The organism is Sandaracinaceae bacterium, assembly GCA_020633055.1.
GTDB lineage: Bacteria > Myxococcota_A > Polyangia > Polyangiales > Houyiibacteriaceae > JADJJE01.
Window position 1 is genome coordinate 21,536 of record JACKEJ010000006.1, and the last position, 19,654, is coordinate 41,189.

General features: G+C 71.3%; 15 protein-coding genes. 6 read left to right on the forward strand and 9 right to left on the reverse strand.

What is annotated here, in order from left to right; translation table 11 throughout:
* Window positions 1-14 precede the first annotated feature (14 nt).
* On the forward strand, window positions 15-1,151 hold the full coding sequence (locus tag H6726_09550) for a GGDEF domain-containing protein (protein MCB9657878.1): 1,137 nt from the start codon (window positions 15-17) through the stop codon (window positions 1,149-1,151).
* Here the strand turns inward: H6726_09550 and H6726_09555 are convergent.
* Both H6726_09555 and H6726_09560 read right to left on the reverse strand, forming a co-directional pair.
* Window positions 1,083-2,489, reverse strand: coding sequence for an amino acid permease (locus H6726_09555; protein ID MCB9657879.1), 1,407 nt, complete (start codon window positions 2,487-2,489; stop codon window positions 1,083-1,085). The genes H6726_09550 and H6726_09555 overlap by 69 nt on opposite strands.
* Window positions 2,490-2,577: 88 nt before the next feature.
* The gene (locus H6726_09560) at window positions 2,578-4,674 is read right to left on the reverse strand and encodes a glycosyltransferase family 39 protein (protein ID MCB9657880.1); all 2,097 of its coding nucleotides are present in this window, start codon (window positions 4,672-4,674) and stop codon (window positions 2,578-2,580) included.
* A 103-nt stretch (window positions 4,675-4,777) separates the two neighbouring features.
* On the opposite strand from H6726_09560, the gene H6726_09565 reads away from it, so the two are divergent.
* Both H6726_09565 and H6726_09570 read left to right on the forward strand, forming a co-directional pair.
* Window positions 4,778-6,637: a tetratricopeptide repeat protein gene (locus H6726_09565; GenBank protein MCB9657881.1), complete on the forward strand. Its 1,860-nt coding sequence runs from the start codon at window positions 4,778-4,780 to the stop codon at window positions 6,635-6,637.
* A gap of 407 nt (window positions 6,638-7,044) precedes the next feature.
* Entirely contained in the window at window positions 7,045-7,824 is a 780-nt protein-coding gene (locus H6726_09570) for an SUMF1/EgtB/PvdO family nonheme iron enzyme (protein MCB9657882.1), read from the forward strand.
* Window positions 7,825-7,828: 4 nt separating this feature from the next.
* Here the strand turns inward: H6726_09570 and H6726_09575 are convergent, their stop codons facing one another.
* The 7 genes from H6726_09575 to H6726_09605 form a co-directional block, all read right to left on the reverse strand.
* Window positions 7,829-9,235 carry a hypothetical protein gene (locus H6726_09575; protein ID MCB9657883.1) on the reverse strand — a complete coding sequence of 469 codons (1,407 nt, stop codon included), beginning with the start codon at window positions 9,233-9,235 and terminating at the stop codon, window positions 7,829-7,831.
* A 69-nt stretch (window positions 9,236-9,304) separates the two neighbouring features.
* Window positions 9,305-10,066: a hypothetical protein gene (locus H6726_09580; protein ID MCB9657884.1), complete on the reverse strand. Its 762-nt coding sequence runs from the start codon at window positions 10,064-10,066 to the stop codon at window positions 9,305-9,307.
* A 3-nt stretch (window positions 10,067-10,069) separates the two neighbouring features.
* The gene (locus tag H6726_09585; protein MCB9657885.1) at window positions 10,070-11,914 is read right to left on the reverse strand and encodes an MFS transporter; all 1,845 of its coding nucleotides are present in this window, start codon (window positions 11,912-11,914) and stop codon (window positions 10,070-10,072) included.
* Window positions 11,911-12,684 (reverse strand): haloacid dehalogenase-like hydrolase, encoded by a 774-nt coding sequence (locus H6726_09590; protein MCB9657886.1) that lies wholly within the window; start codon window positions 12,682-12,684, stop codon window positions 11,911-11,913. The genes H6726_09585 and H6726_09590 overlap by 4 nt, the downstream gene beginning before the upstream one ends.
* Window positions 12,685-12,731: 47 nt before the next feature.
* A complete protein-coding gene (gene cobO, locus H6726_09595) occupies window positions 12,732-13,376 on the reverse strand; it encodes a cob(I)yrinic acid a,c-diamide adenosyltransferase (GenBank protein MCB9657887.1) in 645 nt (214 codons plus the stop codon).
* Entirely contained in the window at window positions 13,373-14,881 is a 1,509-nt protein-coding gene (locus tag H6726_09600; GenBank protein ID MCB9657888.1) for a cobyric acid synthase, read from the reverse strand. Before H6726_09600 ends, cobO begins: the two co-directional genes overlap by 4 nt.
* Before the next feature lie 173 nt (window positions 14,882-15,054).
* Window positions 15,055-17,085 carry a hypothetical protein gene (locus H6726_09605; protein ID MCB9657889.1) on the reverse strand — a complete coding sequence of 677 codons (2,031 nt, stop codon included), beginning with the start codon at window positions 17,083-17,085 and terminating at the stop codon, window positions 15,055-15,057.
* A 112-nt stretch (window positions 17,086-17,197) separates the two neighbouring features.
* Here H6726_09605 and murA point away from each other — a divergent pair, with 112 nt between their 5' ends.
* Genes murA through H6726_09620 form a run of 3 tightly spaced genes read left to right on the forward strand, consistent with a single transcriptional unit; the run spans window position 17,198 to window position 19,645 of the window.
* Complete coding sequence (gene murA, locus H6726_09610; GenBank protein MCB9657890.1) at window positions 17,198-18,463, forward strand: UDP-N-acetylglucosamine 1-carboxyvinyltransferase; 1,266 nt, start codon at window positions 17,198-17,200, stop codon at window positions 18,461-18,463.
* A gap of 1 nt (window position 18,464) precedes the next feature.
* Window positions 18,465-19,121 (forward strand): ATP phosphoribosyltransferase, encoded by a 657-nt coding sequence (locus H6726_09615; protein ID MCB9657891.1) that lies wholly within the window; start codon window positions 18,465-18,467, stop codon window positions 19,119-19,121.
* 14 nt (window positions 19,122-19,135) lie between these two features.
* The gene (locus tag H6726_09620; protein ID MCB9657892.1) at window positions 19,136-19,645 is read left to right on the forward strand and encodes a cytochrome c; all 510 of its coding nucleotides are present in this window, start codon (window positions 19,136-19,138) and stop codon (window positions 19,643-19,645) included.
* The last annotated feature ends 9 nt before the right edge of the window (window positions 19,646-19,654 follow it).

The following is a 19,654-nucleotide window of genomic DNA, read 5'->3' on the forward strand; positions in this document are numbered from 1 at the left end:
CTGAGCGGTGCTTCATGCTGCAAGCGCTCGTCGTCCCCTTCACGGTCATGTACTGGGTCGTGTGCGAGTACGCCCTGCACGCTGACGCTCTGCATGGCGTGTTCGACGTCCACGTGCTGCAGATCACGCTCTACGTGTTGGTCGCCTATACGTTCGTCTGGTGTTCGCTGATGGCCTACACCGCCACGATCATGCGCCGGCAGGAGGAGGGTCCCACGTGGCTGGGACACCTGACGGTGCAGCTCTATGCCCTCCCCAACCTGTATGCGGTGTACCTGCTCGGGCCAGTCACCAGCCCGTTCTTGGTGGTGCTCTTGGGCAGTGGGCTACTCGGCATGCTCACCTTTCCCCCGCGCATCGCCTGGGCCGCCGTGGGGACCGTCGTGATCGGCCTCCTGTTGCCCGAGCTGGCGCGGCTCCGTGGTCTCATCCCCTACGCGCCCCTGCTCCGCGTCGCGCCGCAGGACGACCCCGAGATGATGACGTTCTGGACGGCGCTGATGTGGGTCATCGTCGCTTCGGTGAGCGCGCTCTTGCTCTCGCTCTTCCACGTGCTCTTGGCCGAGCTCAGGAAGCGGGAGGCAGCGCTCCACGAGCTCACGCGGACCGACGCGCTCACGGGCCTGTACAACCGGCGCCACTTCATGCAGCAGATGACGCACGAGCACGCGCGCGCCACCCGCTACGGTCGTCCGCTGAGCTGCGTGATGGTGGACCTGGACCACTTCAAGCGGATCAACGACGAGCACGGACACGCCGTGGGCGACGAGGTGCTGCGTGAGACGGCGCTGCGACTGCGCAGGGCCCTCCGCGAGACCGACGTCCTCGCGCGTCTGGGTGGCGAAGAGTTCGGCGCGCTCCTGCCGGACACCGATCTCGAGGGGGCGCAACGGGTCGCCGAACGGTGTCGCGAGCTGCTCGGGGCGACGCCGGTGCAGGTCGAGCACCGACCGAGCGTGCGTGTCACCGCGAGCTTCGGTGTGGCGGTCTTGGACGCCGTGCGCGCTCCCGGCCCAGAGGACTTGCTGCGCGCCGCAGACATGGCGCTCTACGCCTCGAAGAGCCGCGGCCGGAACCGAGTGTCACTCTCCGACGCTGGGGCCGACGTTCTCGGCAGCCAGCCCCACCCCCTCGGCGCCGATGGCGTCTGAGAAGCGGCGCCGCGCCAGCAGCATGCGGTGCCCGAAGAACGACGCGGCGAACACGAGGAGGCCGAGCAGCGGCAGCGCCGCCTTGAGGGTGTCGTGCTCCGTGCGGACCGCCGTGACGGAGCCATCGATGCACACCCCCACCACGAACAAGGCGAGCACGAGGTAGGTGGCGGGCAGCCAGGGATAGCCGAGCGCACGGTACGTGGCGGGCGCGCCGAAGCGGCGCCGCAGCACGAACAGCGACACCACGGCGAGCGTGCCGATGACGAGCATGGCGATGCTGGTGAGCTCCAGCAGCAGCTCGAAGGAGCCCGTGAGCAGGAGCAGGCTCGCGATACCCGCCTGCAAGAGCAGGGGACGCTGCGGCCCTTCCTGGTGTCCGCCAGGCCGCATCGCGACGGCGATCCGCCCGCCGGCCAGGACGGTGCCATTGAGCGAGCCCAGCAGGGTCACCACGATCAAGGCCGTGATGACGACGCGCGTGGCCTGGCCGCCTAGGTGGGCGGCCGTGGCGATGCCGGCGTCGGCGACGGACGCGAGCCCCGGCAGGCCGAGCACGGCGGTGTAGGCCGAGCACACCACAAGATAGAGCGCGGTGATGAGCGCGGTGCCGCCGAGCAGACCCCACGGGAGCGTGCGCTCGGGGCGCACGACCTCACCGCCCACGTAGGCGATGGCGTTCCAGCCGGAGTAGGCGAAGTAGATGGTGACCAGCGCCTTGCCGACGGCGGACGCGGTGATGGGGCCGGCGGCCTCGGTGGGTGCGCCGGGAGAGGCGGCGCCGCTCGTGATGGCGAACGCGGCCAGCGACAGCATGGCCACGAGCGGGATGGCGGTGGTCCACACCTGCAGCAGCGCGGCCGTCTTGGCCCCCCGTAGGTTGATGGCTGTCAGCAGCCAGATCAGCGCGAGCCCGAGTACGCGTCCTAGCTCGATGCTCACACCGGACGGCAGCGCGATGGCGGTGGGGAGCGTCACGCCGAACACACGCAGGAGGCCGGGGAGGTGTTCGGTGGCGAGGATCGAGGCCACGGTCGCGATGCTCCCTGCGAAGACACAGGTGAACAGCATGAAGCCCGTCGCGAAGCCCGCGGATGGACCGAGCGCCTCGCGCACGAACACGTAGTCGCCGCCCGCGTGTGGGTGGCGCGCGCCCAACTCGGCATACGCCGAGGCCCCCGCGAGCGCGAAGACTCCGCCCAGGAACCACACGCCGAAGAACGCCCACGACGAAGGGAGCAATTGCGCGACGACTGGTGGGCTGACGAAGATGCCGACACCCAGCATGGACCCGGCCACGATGGAGAGGGCCCCCAAGGGACCGATGACGCGGCGCATCGGCCCAACTGTGTCTGGATCAAGGTAGGTCAAGGCTCGTCTCGAACGGCCGGCAGGAGGCGCACCGTACCCCGCGCCACTGGAAAATTCAAAGCGACGCGCCCGTCGACGAGGTCTCTGGCACCGACGTGGCTGGATCGGTCGCTGGCTCGTCGACGACGACGTCGTCCGGAGCGCAGTGGTACAGCGTGGCGTCGGGGCCCTGGTCCAGCGGCGTGCAGCGCTGGAGCCGCTCGCGCACTCCGTCGAGGGGGAGCGTGGGGCGGTCGACCACCAGGCACGGGCCAGCTTGCACCAGCGTGTCCAGCGCCGCAGCTGCGCCTGCCGCAGAGGCGCCATCGTCATGCGTCTGCACCAGGGGGTGGAAGACGTACGGAGTGCCACGCAGGGCGAACGCGTCGCCACATGCTTCGAGGGACGCATAGTCCACTTCCACACCGCTGGCGCGGCCGAGGTAGTACGCGAACAGCGTCATGTCGTAGTGCGCGACGGTGACCACACGTCGCTCCGGGCGACTCGCGATGAGGGCGGCGAAGGCGGGCGCGACGGCGCGCTCGTCGGGGGTGTAGAGCGTGGCGTTCGCCATGGTGCGATCCGCGACGGTGGTCGACACCAGCAACCCGCAGGTCGCCACCACGGCGAGTCGTCGCGTCGCGTGCGTTGGGAGCGGAGACCACGCCGCCGCGAGCAGCAGCACCGGCAGCGCCGCGAGGAGGTAGTAGGGTTGGACGCGCGCCACCGGGGCCAGGCCCGCGATGCCGACGAACGAGCCGAGGACCAGAGCGAGAGCGATCGGGGCATGGCCTTCACGCCGACGGAGTGCGTACGTGACGGCGACGAAGGCTGCGACCACCAGGGCTGGGCCGAGCGCCTCGCGGACGACGTCGGCCATGGCCTCGGCCGTGCCGATGACGCTCCGGTCGCCCCACGCGAGTGACGGGCGCGACTCGGCGGCCAGGCGCGCGCCTCGGTCCCGGACGAACGTGTACGCCGCCAACGCCAGCGCTGGGGACCCGCAGGCGAGCCCCACACCGAGCGCTCGGCGCGCGTCGCCGTAGGTCGGCCCGAGCCAGAGCAGGCAGCACAAGAGCGCCGCGACGGCAAACACTGCCGTGTAATAGGTGAACAGCGCCACGACCACGCTCGCGACCACGGCAGAGTACCACCCGCGCGAGCCCGTCTGCTGATAGCGCACGGTCGCCATCGCGAGGACGGTCAGCACCAGCGCATAGAACGGGAGCGAGCTGACCTCGCGGGAGTGGGCCACGAACGACGCGGACGTGGCGGGTACCAAACCCAGGAGCGCGGCGAGCACGACCTTGCGGTCCGTCACGGCCGCCGCGAGGACGAGCATCGGACCGGCGAGCGCGCCCGCGAGGACCGCCGGGGCGCGTACGACGGCCTCGGACTGGCCGAACAGCTGTGCTGCATGGAGCACCGCAAAGTACAGCGGGGGGTGGCGGTCACGCAGCCCGATCCCCGTGAAGATGTCGACCAGCGACGCGTGCCCCGTGAACAAGCGCTGGACGTCTTGGTCGCGCACGAACGGGACATCGAGGTGCGGGACGCGCAGGGCCAGCCCCAGCGCGAACAAGAACGCTCCTGCCCAGAAGCCCCCTAGCGGCAGTGTGGCGAGCGCCCACGTCGTGAGCGCGAGCAGGGCCGCGATGGCGAAGGCGCGGCCCCCTCGCGCGCCCGAGAGAGCGCGGGCGATGTGCGGGCGTGGCACGTCGGGAGCTAGCGTGAGCGCGTCGACGGGCACCTCGTCGCGGACGTCGTTCGCGCGTACCACGGACGCCAGCCGCTCGGTCACGGCCTCGCACTCATTCTGGGTGGCCGTCGAGCGCGGCTGCTCCCACGCGATGTCGTAATGGGCGCTCGTGCGCACGCCGCGCCACGTGCCACGGTCGAGGAGGTGCAGCTCGACCGTGGTGGTTCGCCCCCCTCGGCTCCGCCGCGCAGGCAGCACGATGTCGTGGGTCTCGCCGCGGTGCGGCAAGGCGAGCACGAATCCGTCCGCGACTTCACGGCCTGGCGCGAGAGGCGCGATCAGCTCCGCGAGCGTTCGCGTTCCCGCTTCGGCGGGAGGCGTACCCTCGCTCAATATTCCGAGCGCCACGAGGGTGCCGCCCACGGCGACGAGCAGGCGGAGCGCGACGGCGCGGCGATCGAGGGGTTGACTCACGAGGGGGTGGACGTTCGCACGGCCGGGCGACACCGCGCAATCGCCGCGCCACCCGCTGGTTTTGGCGGCGCGACGGGGGGGGGAGACGCTACGCTGCGGCCTCGTGCCGAGCCCCTCGACCATCACGCTCGCCCGACAGCTCTTCCGCGCGGGGCGTTGGGAGGAGGCAGCCCGCGTCGCGCGCCACGTGGCCCGGCAGGACCCCAGCCTAGCGGCGGAGTGTGCCGCGCTGGTCGGCATGAGCTTCTTGCGAGCGGGGCGCCCCGAGGACGCGCGCGCTCCTCTCGAGTACGCGCTGCGGGAGAACCCGTCGTCGCACACGCTGCAGCTGGCGTGCGCGCAGGCGGCGCTCTCCACGGGAGATGACATCGCCCTCGAGCGCGCGCTCGAGGGCGCGACGGTCGGGATCGAGAAGCAACGTGCAGCGCTGCGCTGGGCGCGCCGCGAGCTGCCGACGAACAGCGCGTTCATCGCCTTGAGCTCGGACGCTCGACCGACCGTGGAGCAGTGGGAGAGCGGCGTGCGTGCGCTCATCGCCCTCGGGCGGCTCGACGACGCCGCGCGCCTCTGCGAGCTGGTGCCACCCAGCGCTCCGCCCGACCTCGAGCAGATCTTCGAGGCGCGAGTCGCGACCGCACGTGGTGACACCCCCACGGCCGTCGACGCGTGGCGTCGGGTGCTCGTCCACGGCACCTCGCTCGCGGCGGAGGCCTTCGACGCCATGCTCGCGGTGGATGCCCCGGACGAGGCGCGCACCATCGCCCAACGCAGCGCGTCGCTCAGCGGCGACACGCTGTTGATGGGGCGTATGGCGCTCTACGAAGGGCGCCTCGAGGATGCGCGGGCGCTTCTCGCGCGCGCGACGGAGAGCCCGGAGCGTCGGACGACGCTAGCAGCGCTGGCCCTGCTGTCGGGCGACCACGAGCGCGTGACCGCGCTCCTCGCCGAGACCGACCGCGCGCCCGCCGACGAGCTGATCTGGGCCGAGTCGCTACGCCGCAGGGGGAACGTCGAGGAGGCCATGCAGGCTTACGCGGCGCTCTCCGCCGACACGCTCGCCCTCAGCGCGGCGGCGCCTCTCTGCCGGGTGAGCTGCATGACCGGGTGGGACGACGTCGAGGGGGAGCCCGGGGCACTCGTCGCCGATCTGCGCGCGGACTTCCCGGACCTCGCCGCCATCGAGGAGCCACGCGCGTTCGCGCAGGCCGCCCTCGACGCGCTCAGCGGGAATTGGGGCGCCGCCGCCACGCGTCCGCGGCCCGACGGGACGCTGCGCAGGCAGCGCGTCGCGCGGCCCATGCGCGACCGCGTGGCGATCCTCCGACAGGCCCTGACGCTGCTGCCCCTCCCAGAGGTGCTCAACCAGTGCGCGGCGCTCGAGGCCGAGCGAGGACCGCATCCGTTGATCGCGACCTACGGCGCAGAGCTGCTGCTGTGGTGGGGGGACTACGAGGGCGCGGAGGCGTGGCTCGCGCGGGCGTTCGACCTCGATCCGGGGACGCGCTGGGGGCACGTCGGTCTCGCCACGCTTCAAAACCTGAAGGGGGACCCGCAGGCCGCGCTCGACACCATGACCCGGCAGGCGAACACGATGGTGCCGCTTCCGAACAGCGCTGCGTGCACCGCCGAGTCCCACCTCTTGCTGGGCGATCCCCGGTCCGCAGAAGCCGACTTCCGCGTTGCGCTCGAGGGACACCCCACGCGTCTCAGCAGCTGGCTGGGGCTCGCGCTGGCCCAGGTGCGCCAGGCCGCCGATCCGAGCGCTTCGCTCTCACGGGTGCGGCGCCTCACGCCCGTGTTTCATCGGCAGTGGCAACGCGAGGTGGCGTCGCTCCCGGTGGAGCAGGCGCTCCTGCACGGGCTCTCCATGCTCCGAGGCAATCGCGGGTCCGGGCTGATCACGTGGTGGACGGCCGACGGTGTGTTCCACGGGGAACAGGTCGTGCGCGTCGGCGCGTCATGACGGGGCGCCTTCGCGACCGGCGTGCAGTCTGGGCGCCGTCCTGTATGGTCGCTGTCGTGACGCCCACCCGACCCGCCCTCTGTCAGCTCCCGAACCCCTTCGACTGCTGCAACCACACCGACCGAGGGGGCACGCCGCGGTGCCTCGGGGCGGCCCGCCGTCTCGGCCCGTGGTGGTCGCTCTGCGCGGCCATCGTGATGTCGGCGTGCGAGACGCCTGGTCCTGCCGACGCCCACGCACAGCCCGCGGTCCGCCCCGCTCCGCCCGCTGCGCACCCACCCCGGACCGCGGAACCCGCTCCCCCACCCGCGGGCAGGTCGTCCCTCGGTCCGTCCCCAGGGCCCGGACAAGCGCCTGCCCCTCGCGCGCCATCCACTGCGGCTCCCTGCCCGGCCGCGCCCGAGGGGATGGCCTGCGTCCCTGGCGCGTCGTTCGTGATGGGCGTGGACGCGGACGCCCACGTCTGCGACCAGCCTGGCAACAACCACGACCGCGCGCCGACGACCACGCCCGCGCACCGGGTGGAGGTCAGCACGTTCTTCATGGACCTGACCGAGGTCACCAACGGCGCGTATCAGGCGTGCGTCGCAGCCCGTGACTGTCCGCGCGACGGACCACGCTACCGTGACTTCTCCGCTCCGACGCAGGCGATCACGGGCGTGAGCTGGTTCAGCGCGCGAGCCTTCTGTCGCGCGCAAGGCAAGCGGCTCCCCACCGAGGCCGAGTGGGAGCTGGCTGCGCGCGGACCCGACGGGGACACCCACCCGTGGGGCAACCAGGAGTCCGACTGCACGCTGGCCATCATCAAGGACAGCACCGGACGCTCGTGCGGACGTCAGCAGCGCAGCACGCGTCCCACCTCGGGGCGCGTCAACGAAGTCGCCGCGCGCCCGGCCGGACGCTACGGGCTCTTCGACATGATGGGCAACGCGGAGGAGTGGGTGGCGGACTGGTGGTCGCCCACGTACGCCGCGTGCGGGGAGGCGTGCCTAGGACGAGACCCGCAGGGGCCGTGCGGAGGCGCGGACGAGTGTCCGGGCCACAACCGGCGCGTGGTGCGCGGAGGTTCGTGGTACTGGCCTGCGTCCCACGCGACGGGCTACCACCGACGTCGGCACATGCCAGACAACCGGCTGATTCATCACTTCGGCTTCCGCTGCGCGCAGAGCCTGCCTAGCGCCCCGTAGGGCCCTACTCCGCGTCTGTGGCGGGCGCGCTCGGCGCCGCAGCAGGCGCGCTCGCGGCCGGAGGGGACGCGGTAGGCGGTGTCCACAGGGCGGCCAGCGGGTGACCTTCCGGCAGCGGCGCGATGGGCTGCTGCGCCCCCGTGGGCTCCGCGATGATCTCGGTCAGGCCACGCACGCCCGTGCGGCTGCGCGTCTGCACGAGCAGGGTCCGCACGCTGTCGATGGGCGAGCGCTGCATCATGGCTGCCACGTGGGGGCCCGTCTCGATGTTGTAGTGGTAGTTCGGCTCGCCCTCCGGGTGCTCCAGGTTCGAGTGGAACGTGCGCAGGAACACGGAGCGCTCGTCGAACGGCTGCGCCACGATGTTTCGGCGATATGTGGGCCCGAACTCGAAGTAGGTCTCGGCGTTGGAGACGTACACCAGGCGCACCGGGAGCTGCGCGCGGCGCGCCGCCAGCGCGAGGTCCAGCATGGTGTTGTCGGCGGTGAGGTCGCCTCGCACCGGGAACACGCGCCCCTCGACGAACAGCCCGCGCACGAAGTCGTACTGCGCCGTATCGGTGAGGTAGGTGGGCACGCCGAACTGCCGGTAGCGCCGGCGGATGGAGCGCAGGGAGTCGCGCAGGGGCCCAGCGGCTCGCTGCGCCGTCCGCAGCAGGCTCTCGAGGTCGGGGTCGTTTGCGTAGTGGGTGCGGACCAGCCCCAGCAGCGTCCCGAAGCCGTCCTCGTCGAACAGCGCGAAGAGGTCATCCGCCGTCTCGCTCGCGAGGAACGCCGCGGCGAACACGCGGTGCGTCTGAGTGATCTCGGCGTCGAAGTCGAGGGGCACCAGGATCTCCGGGTGCGCCCAGCCCGCGAGCAGATAGAGCTGATCGCTGCCCACGCCGGTCATGACGCCGCCCAGGTCGGTGACCCGCTCCCGGTACACGTAGTGCGCGTTCTCGTTGGTGCGGTAGTAGTGGCTCGAGCGCACGATGGCGGGCGGCGCGGGGTCGTGACGGATGGCGTCGAAGTGCGCGCGGATGGCGGCCGGCAAAGGGCCATGCGCGCGCGGGCCGGCCGGCGCGACGTCGCCAGCCGTGGGGGCAGACGGGGCAGGGGCGGCTGCGGCGTCGGTGGCGGCGGCGGTCGTCGCCTCGGTGGGCTCCTCCGAGGCGCGCGTGGGCAGCGCAGTCTCAGGGCCCGTGTCGTCCCCCGCTGCGGGCTCCGCCTCGTGGCCCGGGTCGGCCTCACGGGGTCGAGCCGGCTGTTCCGTCGTGGACGTGGCGGGCGTGGCGGACGCTCCGCCCGCGCTCGGTTGCGCCGTGGTGGACTCCGCCGAACCACAGCCGACCAGCGTGGATGGCGCGAGGCAGCCAGAGAGCCACAGCGTGGCGAGTAGGGATCGGACCGCGGTCCACGACGGCGACATGCGGCGCAGTGTAGCTAGCTTGCGGTCCGTGGCGAGCGACCCGCCACCCGGCGCGACGAGGTGCGGCGTTCAGCGGTCGCTCTCGCGCGCCGTCGGCGGGCTGGCGGCCGACGAGCCTTCGTGCGCGCCCACCGTGACGATGTCCAAGGCGCCCTCGGCGGCGGCCCAGGACCCCCGCTCGGCGACCTCTTCCGCCACGCGCACGCGCGCCGCCGTGCCCCCCGAACCGCGGTGCTGCTCCGCCAGGGCCACCACCGCGGCCAGCGTGCCCTGGTGCTTCGCGCGCCCCTCCCGCGCGCGGCGCGCTGCGACCCGGCGTGTCGCGGCGCCCCCTGCGATTGCCAGGGCGGGGAGGGCCCACAAGCTGTGCAGCCCGACCATCGCGGCGCTGTGGGTCACGTCCATCAGCACGCCGACCAACGGCAGGCCGCCGAACAGCGCCGCCATGCTCCCGCCGGCGAGCACGCTCGCACGCAGCGGCCGGAGGTCCGTGCGCAGGGTGATGCGGGTGCTCTCACCCTCGGTGGTCAGACTGAAGGCGCCACCGCGCAGCGTGCTCCCCACCTGGGCGATGCTCGTGCCGAGCCGCTCGGTCAGCAGCGCGGCGATCGCCTCGTAGCCCCGCTCGCCCACACGGTACGGGAGCTCCACTGTGTCCTCGTACGTCAGGGGCTCTCCCACCCAGCGGTCCACGTTCCCGTGTGCGGCCTGCGCAGCCCCGACCGGCGCGAGCCCCTTGAGGCGCGCGATCTCCTGGTCTGCCTCGGCGAGCCGCCGCTCGAGGTCTTCGACCTGCGCGTGCAGGCTCTCCGTGTCGTCGCGGTAGGTCATGGCTCAGTGAGCGGCGGCGCGCCCCGGCTTGGCGTGCCAGATGCGCAAGCACAGGCCGAAGCCGATGAGCGCGAAGGGGAGCAAGAACCACGGCCAGTACGTCCAGCTGTTGCTCGTGAGGTACCCCAGGCACACCGACTGCAATGCGGTGCCCAGGTACACGAAGCCGTCGATCACGCCGACCGCGGTGGCGGCGCCCTTGCGGCCACCGAAGTCCATGGTGGCGGTGCCGGACAGCAAGCCGTGCGTCCCGATCACGCACAGGCTCATCAGGAACACCAACGTCCCCAGCCACAGCGGACTCAGCGGGAGCTCCGGCCGAGCGTCCAGCAGCCGCAGGTCCCCGGCTCGGTGTTCGGGGCGCGGGTCGGTCAACTGCAGCTCCAGCGTCGCACCGTCGCGCAGCACCCGCGCGGGGATGGCCCGGTGGGGCAGGGGGCTCTCCGCGTCGATGGGCGCGACCCGTCCGGCTGGCGCGCTGCGGCATTCGCAGCGCTCGGGGTCCCAGCGGCTGTCACGACACACGGGCTCGAAGCAGGCCACGGCGGCGCGGACGTCGGACCAGGTGCCGAGCTCGTCGCGCCCCGCGATGGCGAGCACTTGGTCACCCGCGACCAACCCCGACGCTGGACCGGCGCTGGCCACGGTCGTGCCGGGCACGGCCAGCGTGAGCGTCATGCCCAGCGTCAGCCCGCACAGCAGCGCGTACATGCCCGCCGCGGCCGGACCGCGCCGACTCTGGAACAGCAGGTCCGACACCCAGCCAGCGACGTTCCCGCCCAGCACGCCCGCGATCATCAGGAGGCCACCCCAGCCGGCCTGGAAGAACGGCGCAAGGAACGCGAGCCCCGAGAACACGGCGAGCGCCCCGCGTCGTCGACCATCGGCGCGCGCCGCGAGCACGCCGGACACGGCGGCGGCCGCGAAGCAGGCGACGACCACGCCCAGGTGCTCCCACTGCCCGAGCCGCAGCACGTGTGTCCGCGGCAGCACCCAGATCTCGCTCGCGTAGATGGGGAACCAGTGCATCACGCCGTTGCGCACCACGCCGGTGCAGAACTCGATGAGCGCCACCGTCAGGATCACCGGGTTGGTCAGGATGCGCCGGAAGAGCAGCGCGGTCGGGACGGGGGCGTCGTCGTCCCCGCTCGACGCGTCGCCGGTGTCGAAGTCCGCGTGCCCCGCCTGGCTCGGTCGGTCGCGCAGCAGCAGGAGCTCCGCGACCCACGCCAGGCCCAGCAGCGCCCCGGGGACTGCGAACACGACCCACGCGCGCTCGGCCGTGCCCGACCCGGGGAAGTGCGTCTCGGCGAGGTCGAGCAGCCACCCGTTCACGGTGAACGCGAGGAAGATGCCGCTGGCGATCATCGTGCCGAAGATGCCGGAGAAGCCCCCGCGCTCGCTCACGTGGAACCAGTGGGCGTTCACCTTCACGATGGACACCGCGCCATAGCTCTGGAAGTACATGTTCACCGCGTACAGCACGGAGAACACCGCACGCAGCGGGGCGGCCGTGGGGTCCGCGCTGCGCAGCACGTGGTGCAGGTACGCGCCCATCGCGACGTTCGCCACGAACGAACCCGCGAGCCCGATGAGCATGCCGCGCCGCCCCCCGACGCGGTCCACCAGCGGACCGTTCACCAAGAACGCCAGCGCGTAGACCACCGTTCCGGCCGCGAAGATGAGCCCGAAGTCCTCCTTGGTCATCAGTTGACCGAGGTTCGTCTTGGCGACGGTGAGGTTGTAGCGCCCCATGTAGAGCAAGGCGTACGAGACGCCGAGCGGGAACCAGTTCATGAAGCGTCGGCGGCGGAACGCGTCCGCGTGCGCGGGCGCCGCGGTGCTCACCGGAAGCCCTCGAAGTGGCGCACCATGGGGATGCCCTCGGCCAGCGGCGGGGGGTTCGGCACGCACTGCGTGTCCAGCCAGATCACGTCGGCGTCTGGCAGCAGCTCACGCGCGGCGTTGCAGTTGGCGGGCTCGTTGTCGAAGAACGCCACGGGCGCGCCCAGGCGGGTGAGCGTGGGCAGCACGGCGCGCTTGAACGCGTCGTCGGAGGCCTTCTTGGTGGGCTTGAGGATGACCTGCGTGCCCGCCACCGCGTACGGGAAGGCGTCGTCGCGCAGCTTCTTCACCGTCCCAGTGAGCATCCCCGGGAGGTCGCGGCCCGTCAGGTACACCAGGTTCGCGCCCGCGTCGTAGCAAGCCTGCGCGAACGCCACGGCACCGGGGGCTGGAACGTCGTGCTTGATGTAGCGGTCGCGAAAGAAGCGCGCCCACCAGAACGACGTGACGCGCTTCACCACGCTCGGGTCCGTGACGCCCACCAACTCGAGGGCGTCGGCGACGAGGTAGCGCATGTGGTCGAGGGTGAGCGTGTCGAGGCGCTCACGAAGGCCGGCCTCACTCGCAGGGACGGTTGCAGCAAACTCGCGGACGATGGCGAGGGTGCGCGGGCGGTTGTCGTACAGCGTGGCGTCGAGGTCGAACACCACGACCGGCGTCGGCCCCCCTGCGGCGCGCGAGGCGCTCACCCGCGCGAGCACGCGCGAGAGGGGCGTAGGGTCGTGGGGCAGGCTGGGGGGCTCGGTGTCGGGGCTCGTGCGCGGCGCGCTCACGCCCGCTTGTCTACCACACGGGGCGTGACGGCCGGGTGAAATGCGGCTCAGAACTCGATGCCGCGCATGGCGCGCACGCCAGCCTCGTAGGCGTGCTTGACCTTCTTGAACTCGGTCACCGTGTCGGCCACCTCGATCAGCTCGGGTTTTGCGTCGCGCCCCGTGATGCACAGGTGCAGGTCGCGCGGCTTGTTGCGCACGGCCTCGACCACCGGCTCGATGGGCAGGTAATCGTAGCGCAGGACGATGTTGAGCTCGTCCATGATGATCAGGTGGTACTTGGGGTCGGGGCCACGGCTGGCCTCGATGGCGTCCACGCACACCTGCCAGCCGGCTTTCGCCGACGCGACGTCTGCGGCGCGGTCCTGGGTGTTCCAGGTGAATCCGTCGCCCACGATGAAGTGGTCCACCCCCGGGAGGGTCTTGAGCAGCACGCCCTCGCCCGTCTTCCAGGTGCCCTTGGTGAACTGCACGACGCACACGCGGAAGCCGTTGCCAGCCGCGCGCAGGGCCAGCCCGAAGGCGGCCGTGCTCTTGCCCTTGCCGTCGCCCGTGTGCACCAGCGTCAGCCCGCGCCGCTCCTTCTTGCTGCGTACCTCGGCGTCCTGGATGCGCTTCAGCTCCGCCATCTTCGCGTTGTGCTCGGCGTTGCGCTGCTCTTCGGTCTGCTCGGGGGTGGGTGTGTCACTCATGGCCTCGGCACCATCGCACGCAGCCGCGGCATGTCGAGCGCCGCGCACACCTGGGCGGCGAGCGCGTCGTACACCCTGTCGCGGGGATGGCGCAGCGGGGTGCCTTCGTCGGCGGAGGCGCTCGTGACGCCAGCTGTGGGCTCCTCGCCCCGCAGCGAGCGCAGGTGGTGGACCACGCGTCGTCGGACCTCGGGCGCCTCGAACAAGCCGTGCATCATCGTGCCCAACACGGACCCTGCGACCGCGCCGTCGCGCTCCCCCTCTGGGCCGCCCGTGATCCACAAGAGCGGCGCGACGCGCTCGTGCGTGGGTACCGCGCGCCCGTGGTGCATGAAGTACCCCGAGAGCAGAGGTCCGCGCAGCAGGGGGTGTTCGCTGCGCGCCTCGACGCGTGCCAGGCGCTTCTCGGGCGCAAAATGCACCTCGAGGGGCAGCAGCCCGAGGCCCTCGGTCGAGCCCCCGGAGGCTTCGACCCCGGCATGGTCGTGGATGCGCTCCGCGAGCATCTGGCACCCACCACATACCCCCAACACGGGCTCTCCGCGCACGGCCCGCAGCGCGAGCGCTCGGTCGAAGCCGCGCTCACGGAGCCAGCGCAAGTCGCTCAGCGTCGCCCGGCTCCCGGCCAGGATCACCAGATCTGCGCCGTGCACTTCGCGCGGGTTGTCGATGAAGCGCAGCAGCACGCCCGGTTCGTCGGCCAGGGCGCGCAGCTCGTCGAAGTTCGAGAGAGCCGGTGTGCGCACCACGGCGAGCTCCAGCTCCTCCATCGTGCCACGGCGCGTCGTTCCGGCACTGTCCAGGCTGGCCGCGTCTTCCTCGGGGAGGCCATGGGACGCGAGGTGCGGCACCACGCCCAGGAGCGGCAGGCCGCTGCGGCGCTCGAGCTCGTCGTTCGCGAGGCGCAGTCCGCTCGGGTCACCTCGGAACTTGTTGATGATGAAACCGCGCACGTGTCGCCGATCCGCGTCGGACAACAGCGACAGGGCGCCAAGGAGGGACGCGTAGACCCCGCCCTTGTCGATGTCGCCCACCAGCAGCACGGCCGCGTCGCTCAGCTGAGCGACGTGCATGTTGGCCAGGTCCCACGCGCGCAGGTTGATCTCGGCGCAGCTCCCCGCACCCTCCGCGATGACCAGATCGTGCGTCTCCCGGAGCGTGGTCAGGGAGCGCGCCACCAGCGCCGCGTGCTCCTCGCGGGCGCTCCGGACGCGCGTGTAGTCGTACGCGCCCGCCGCGCGCCCCGCCACGATGAGCTGCGCCGTGCCGCCGGGCATCGGCTTGATGAGCAGCGGGTTCATCAGGGCGCTGGGCACCACCCCCGCGGCCTCCGCCTGGAAGCCCTGCGCCGAGCCAATCTCCTCGCCAGCCGGCGTGACGTAGGCGTTGAGCGACATGTTCTGCGCTTTGAACGGCGCCACGTGGCGGCCCTCGCGGGCGAACGCGCGACAGAGCGCCGTCGCCAGCAGGCTCTTGCCGACGTCGGAGGCCGTCCCTTGCAGCATGAGCACGGGAGCGAGCCGCGGGCGCTCCGTCCCTGGCCCCCGGCCCCCGGTCTCTGGTCCTTGGTGTGACGTCGCACGTGCGCCGCGCCTCGGCGCCTGGGCGCCGATGGTCGCACGTACGTCGGGGCGGGGTGGCCAACACGCGTCAGGCGTCGGCGCGGGCTGGGTCGGCGTCATGGGCGAGGACGTGGCGTCGACGGGGTCGCGAGCTGCTGTTCGAGCGCGGCCAGCAGCTGGCTGACGAGTGGCAGGAACTTGTCGTTCAGCGGCGCTCGGCGCTTCGTGTTGATCACGCGCACCACGCGCCCTCCCTCGACCTCGAACGCGAGCTCGAGGACACGGTTGTGCTGGGTCAGTCCCGCGGTCACGGTCGCGAGGAACGTGTCGCCGTGCTGCTCGATCCGCTGCACGTACGCTCCCCTCGACGACGCGTTCAAGGCGTCGCGCAGCGCCGAGAGATCGGCGTGCTGGGCGGACTCGCTCGGCCGGATGACCTGGACGTGGGGCCGCAGCGGGGAGGTAGGGTCGCGGCGGACGACGAAGTCCCCGATGACCAGGGCGTCGACGCCACTGCGCAGGAGGAAGAACACCGCCTGCTCTGGGTTCTCGATCAGCGGCTCGCCCTTCGAGTTGAGCGATGTGTTCAGGACCATCGGCACGCCCGACCGGGCCTCGAAGGCGCGGAGTAGGGCGTGCAGTCGCGGGTTCCCCGCTTCCGTGACGGCTTGTGGGCGCGCCGTGCCATCCACGTGCACCACGGCGGGGGCCTCGCGTCGCGCGCGCTCGGTCGCCCGCGCCACGAGCAACATGTAGGCGTTGGTGTCCAGCATCTCGAAGTAGTGTGGCAGCGCTTCGGCGAGCACCGCGGGGGCCAGCGGGCGCCATCGCTCCCGCGTCTTCACGTCGTTCACGCGGTCCCGCATGGCGTCGCTCCCGGGGTGCGCGAGGATCGAGCGGTTGCCCAGCGCCCGCGGGCCGAACTCCATGCGCCCTTGGAACCACGCGACGATCGCCTCGTTGGCGATCAGCTCGGCGGCCGCGAGCGCGGGGTCTTCCACGCGCTCCCAACGCAGGTGGTCGGCGTGCTGGCGCAACACGGACTCGACCTCCGCGTTCGTGTACTCCCTCCCGAGCGAGACGTGGTGCCTCGGTTGGCGCGGCGCTCCGTGCAGGTGATGGTGGGTGAACAACGCGAGGCCCAGGCTGATGCCCCCGTCGTGCGCCGCAGGCTGCACGAAGATGCGCTCGAAAGGGGTGCGCTCCAGCAGCTTGTGGTTCGCGACGCTGTTCAGCGCGACGCCGCCCGCGAAGCACAGCTGCTTGCACTGGGTCTCGTCGTACAGCTCTTGGGCGAGCTGCACCAAGCGGTCCTCGGTCTCCTCCTGCAATCGCGCCGCGACATCTGCCAATACGCCTCGCTCGATGTTGTGGCGCGCGTCTCTGGCTTCTTCTGCGCTGAGCCCGTAGTGGTCCAGGAGCGTGCTCGCGTCGGCGCCGTCGCCGTTGGTGGAGACCCTGCCCCGCAGACGTGTCGGGTCGACGTAGATGTGTCCCCCCGCTTCGTGCAGCATCGACTGCGGGAAGCGCTTGGGGTCGCCGTACGACGACAGCCCCATGATGGATCCCTCCTCGTGGCCCGTCAGCATGGTGTGGAGCCAGTAGTTGAGGCCGATTCCGAGTTGGTGAGCGTCCGTGTTGAGCGTGCGGCGAACGACGCGGATGGTGCGGCCGCCGAAGAAGTACGACGACTGCAGCACCATGGCCGGGGTCCCGCCGTCGCTCCCAGAGCCGTCCACGACCAGCACCGCCGCTTCCTCGAACGGTGAGTAGTAGAACGCGCTGCAAGCGTGCGCGAGGTGATGGGAGGGGAAGCGCTGGATCTTGCCGCCGGGGGCGAGGTACTGGTGGAGGCGAAGTCCCACGATGAACTTCCACTCGGCCAAGTGAACGATGTGGTCCACCTGGGTCACGCCCGCCAGATCGAGGCAATACGCGATCGCCGCGGTGACGTCCCCGTAGGCCGTCAAGCGATAGACCAGTCCGGACTCCGTGCGCTCGACCGTGTAACGGTGTCCTCCGGACTTCTTCAGGCGGTCCAGGCGCTCGCACTCCACGGCGAACAGCTCTCCGCGGTGGACGACCGTGACGGATGCATCGTGAGAGATCGTTCCGTTGACAGCCAGGATCGTCGGAGAGGTCGCCATCGCGGCAGGCTCACGCGGGTGGTCGGTGACGTCAAGAACGGTTCGCCTCTCTGGGCGCCCGCCTCGCGGCCGGCTCTTGCGGCCTGGGGTGGGGTGGCGTAAGCAGGCCCCCGTGGACAATATCCGCATCGTAGGTGGCGCGCGTCTCTCGGGCACGGTGCGCATCAGCGGCGCCAAGAATGCGGCGCTCCCCATCTTGTGCACGGCGCTCCTGGCCGATGGAGAGCACGTCTTCCGCAACGTCCCCGACCTGCGGGACGTGCACTCCATGTGCGCCCTCTTGCGCCAGCTCGGTCAGGACGCGCGTTTCGAGGATGGACGCGTGATCGTGAACGCGACGCCTGTGGTGGACCCCACCGCGCCCTACGAGCAGGTCAAGAAGATGCGCGCCTCGGTGCTCGTGCTCGGGCCGCTCGTGGCCCGCTACGGCCGCGCGAGCGTCTCGTTGCCGGGCGGGTGCGCGATCGGCGCGCGCCCCATCGACCAGCACCTCAAGGGCCTCGAGGCGATGGGGGCGGACATCCGCCTGTCGCACGGCTACGTACACGTGGAGGTCCCCAGCGGGCGGCTGCGCGGCGCCGAGATCTACCTGGACATGCCGACGGTCACGGGGACCGAGAACCTGATGAGCGCGGCTGTCCTGGCCAGCGGGCGCACCACCCTGGTGAACGCGGCGCGTGAGCCGGAGGTGGAGGAGCTGGCGCGCGTCCTGAACAAGATGGGCGCCAGCATCGAGGGGGCGGGAACGGACGTGATCGTCATCGAGGGCCGCGAGAGCCTCTCGCCTGTCGACCACGCCATCATGCCGGACCGGATCGAGGCGGGGACCTACATGGTCGCCGCGGCCGCAACCTATGGCGATGTGCTGGTGGAGGGGGCTTCGCTGGAGGACCTGGAGGCCCTCTCGGCCAAGATGCGCCGCGCCGGCGTGGCCATCGAGCGCGAAGGCACGGGGATCCGCGTCGTAGCCAACGGGCCGCTGCGCTCCGCCGACATCACGACACAGCCGCACCCGGGTTTCCCCACCGACATGCAGGCGCAGTTCATGGTGCTCATGTGCCGTGCCGCGGGCCGCAGCCAGATCACCGAGACCATCTTCGAGAACCGCTTCATGCACGTCCCCGAGTTGAACCGCATGGGCGCGACCATCGACGTGCACGGTCGCACCGCCACGGTGGACGGGGTCCCACGACTCAGCGGCGCGGAGGTGATGGCGACGGACCTGCGCGCCAGCGCCAGCTTGGTCATCGCCGGGTTGATCGCGGAGGGCACCACCATGGTGCGCCGCGTCTACCACCTGGACCGAGGCTACGAGCACATCGAGCGCAAGTTGGCCGGGCTGGGGGCCACGATCGAGCGCGTGCAAGGAGACGCCTGAGATGGCCGTGATGCAGCGTTCGCCCGAGGACAACCTCATCATCGCCGTGCCGAAGGGGCGCGTGCTGAAGCAGCTGGTCCCGCGCTTCCAGCGTGCCGGGATCGACACCACCGCGCTCACCGAGGACTCGCGTCAGCTCATCCGACGCGACAAACGGCGGGGCGTCAGCTTCTTGTTGCTCAAGCCGGACGACGTACCCACGTACGTGGAGTACGGCGCGGCGGACGTCGGGGTCGTGGGCCGCGACGTCCTGCTGGAGCGCGAATACGATCTCTACGCCCCCATCGACCTGGGCATCGGTCGCTGCAAGATGATGGTGTGTGGCGTACCGGGGAGCTACCCCGTCGCGGGGGGCAACGGCCGCACGCTGCGTGTCGCGACCAAGTTCCCCAACATCGCCATGCGTCACTTCCGGCAGCTGGGACTCCCCGTGGAGACCATCTTCTGCCAGGGCTCGGTCGAGCTGGCGCCGCTGACGGGACTGGCCGACGTCATCGTGGACCTCGTGGAGACGGGGGAGACGCTCCGCCAGAACGGGCTCGTTCCACTCGAGCAGGTCGCCGACGTGTCGTCCGTGGTCGTGGCCAACCGCGCGGGGTTCAAGCTGAAGCGTGAGCTCATCGCGCCGCTCTTGGCCGCGCTGAAGGACTCCCAATGAGTCGGAGCCGTTTCATGGCACCGTGGGGTGCGCTGCTGGGTCTGACGCTGGCGGCGTGCGACCAGACGCCGCCCGCGACGCGGACCTGGACGGCCGAGGACCACGCCCATGCGCCAGGGAGCGTGCCTACGGGGCAGACCCCAGCAGCGCAGGTGGACGACGGTCTCAGCTCCGAGGAGCGTACGGCGCGCTCGGTGTTCTTGGTGGCTTGCGCGGGGTGCCATGGACCCGCGGGACACGGCGACGGCCCCGAGCGCGCGCCCGTCATGCGCCTCCCGGACTTCGCGTCTGCGACGTGGCAGGCGAGCCGCACCGACGACGAGCTGCTGTCGATCATCTCCCTCGGCCGAGGGATGATGCCAGCCTTCGGCGACCGCATCCCTGCCGATGGCCTGCGCGCCCTCGTCGCTCACATACGCCGTTTCGCGCCCCAGGCGGCTCCCGCCGACACGCGGCCGCCGGCGGACGGCGGCGTCGGTGACACCACCTCCAGCGCGCCCCCCGCCGCCACCGCGGCAGACTGACCCCGGAGG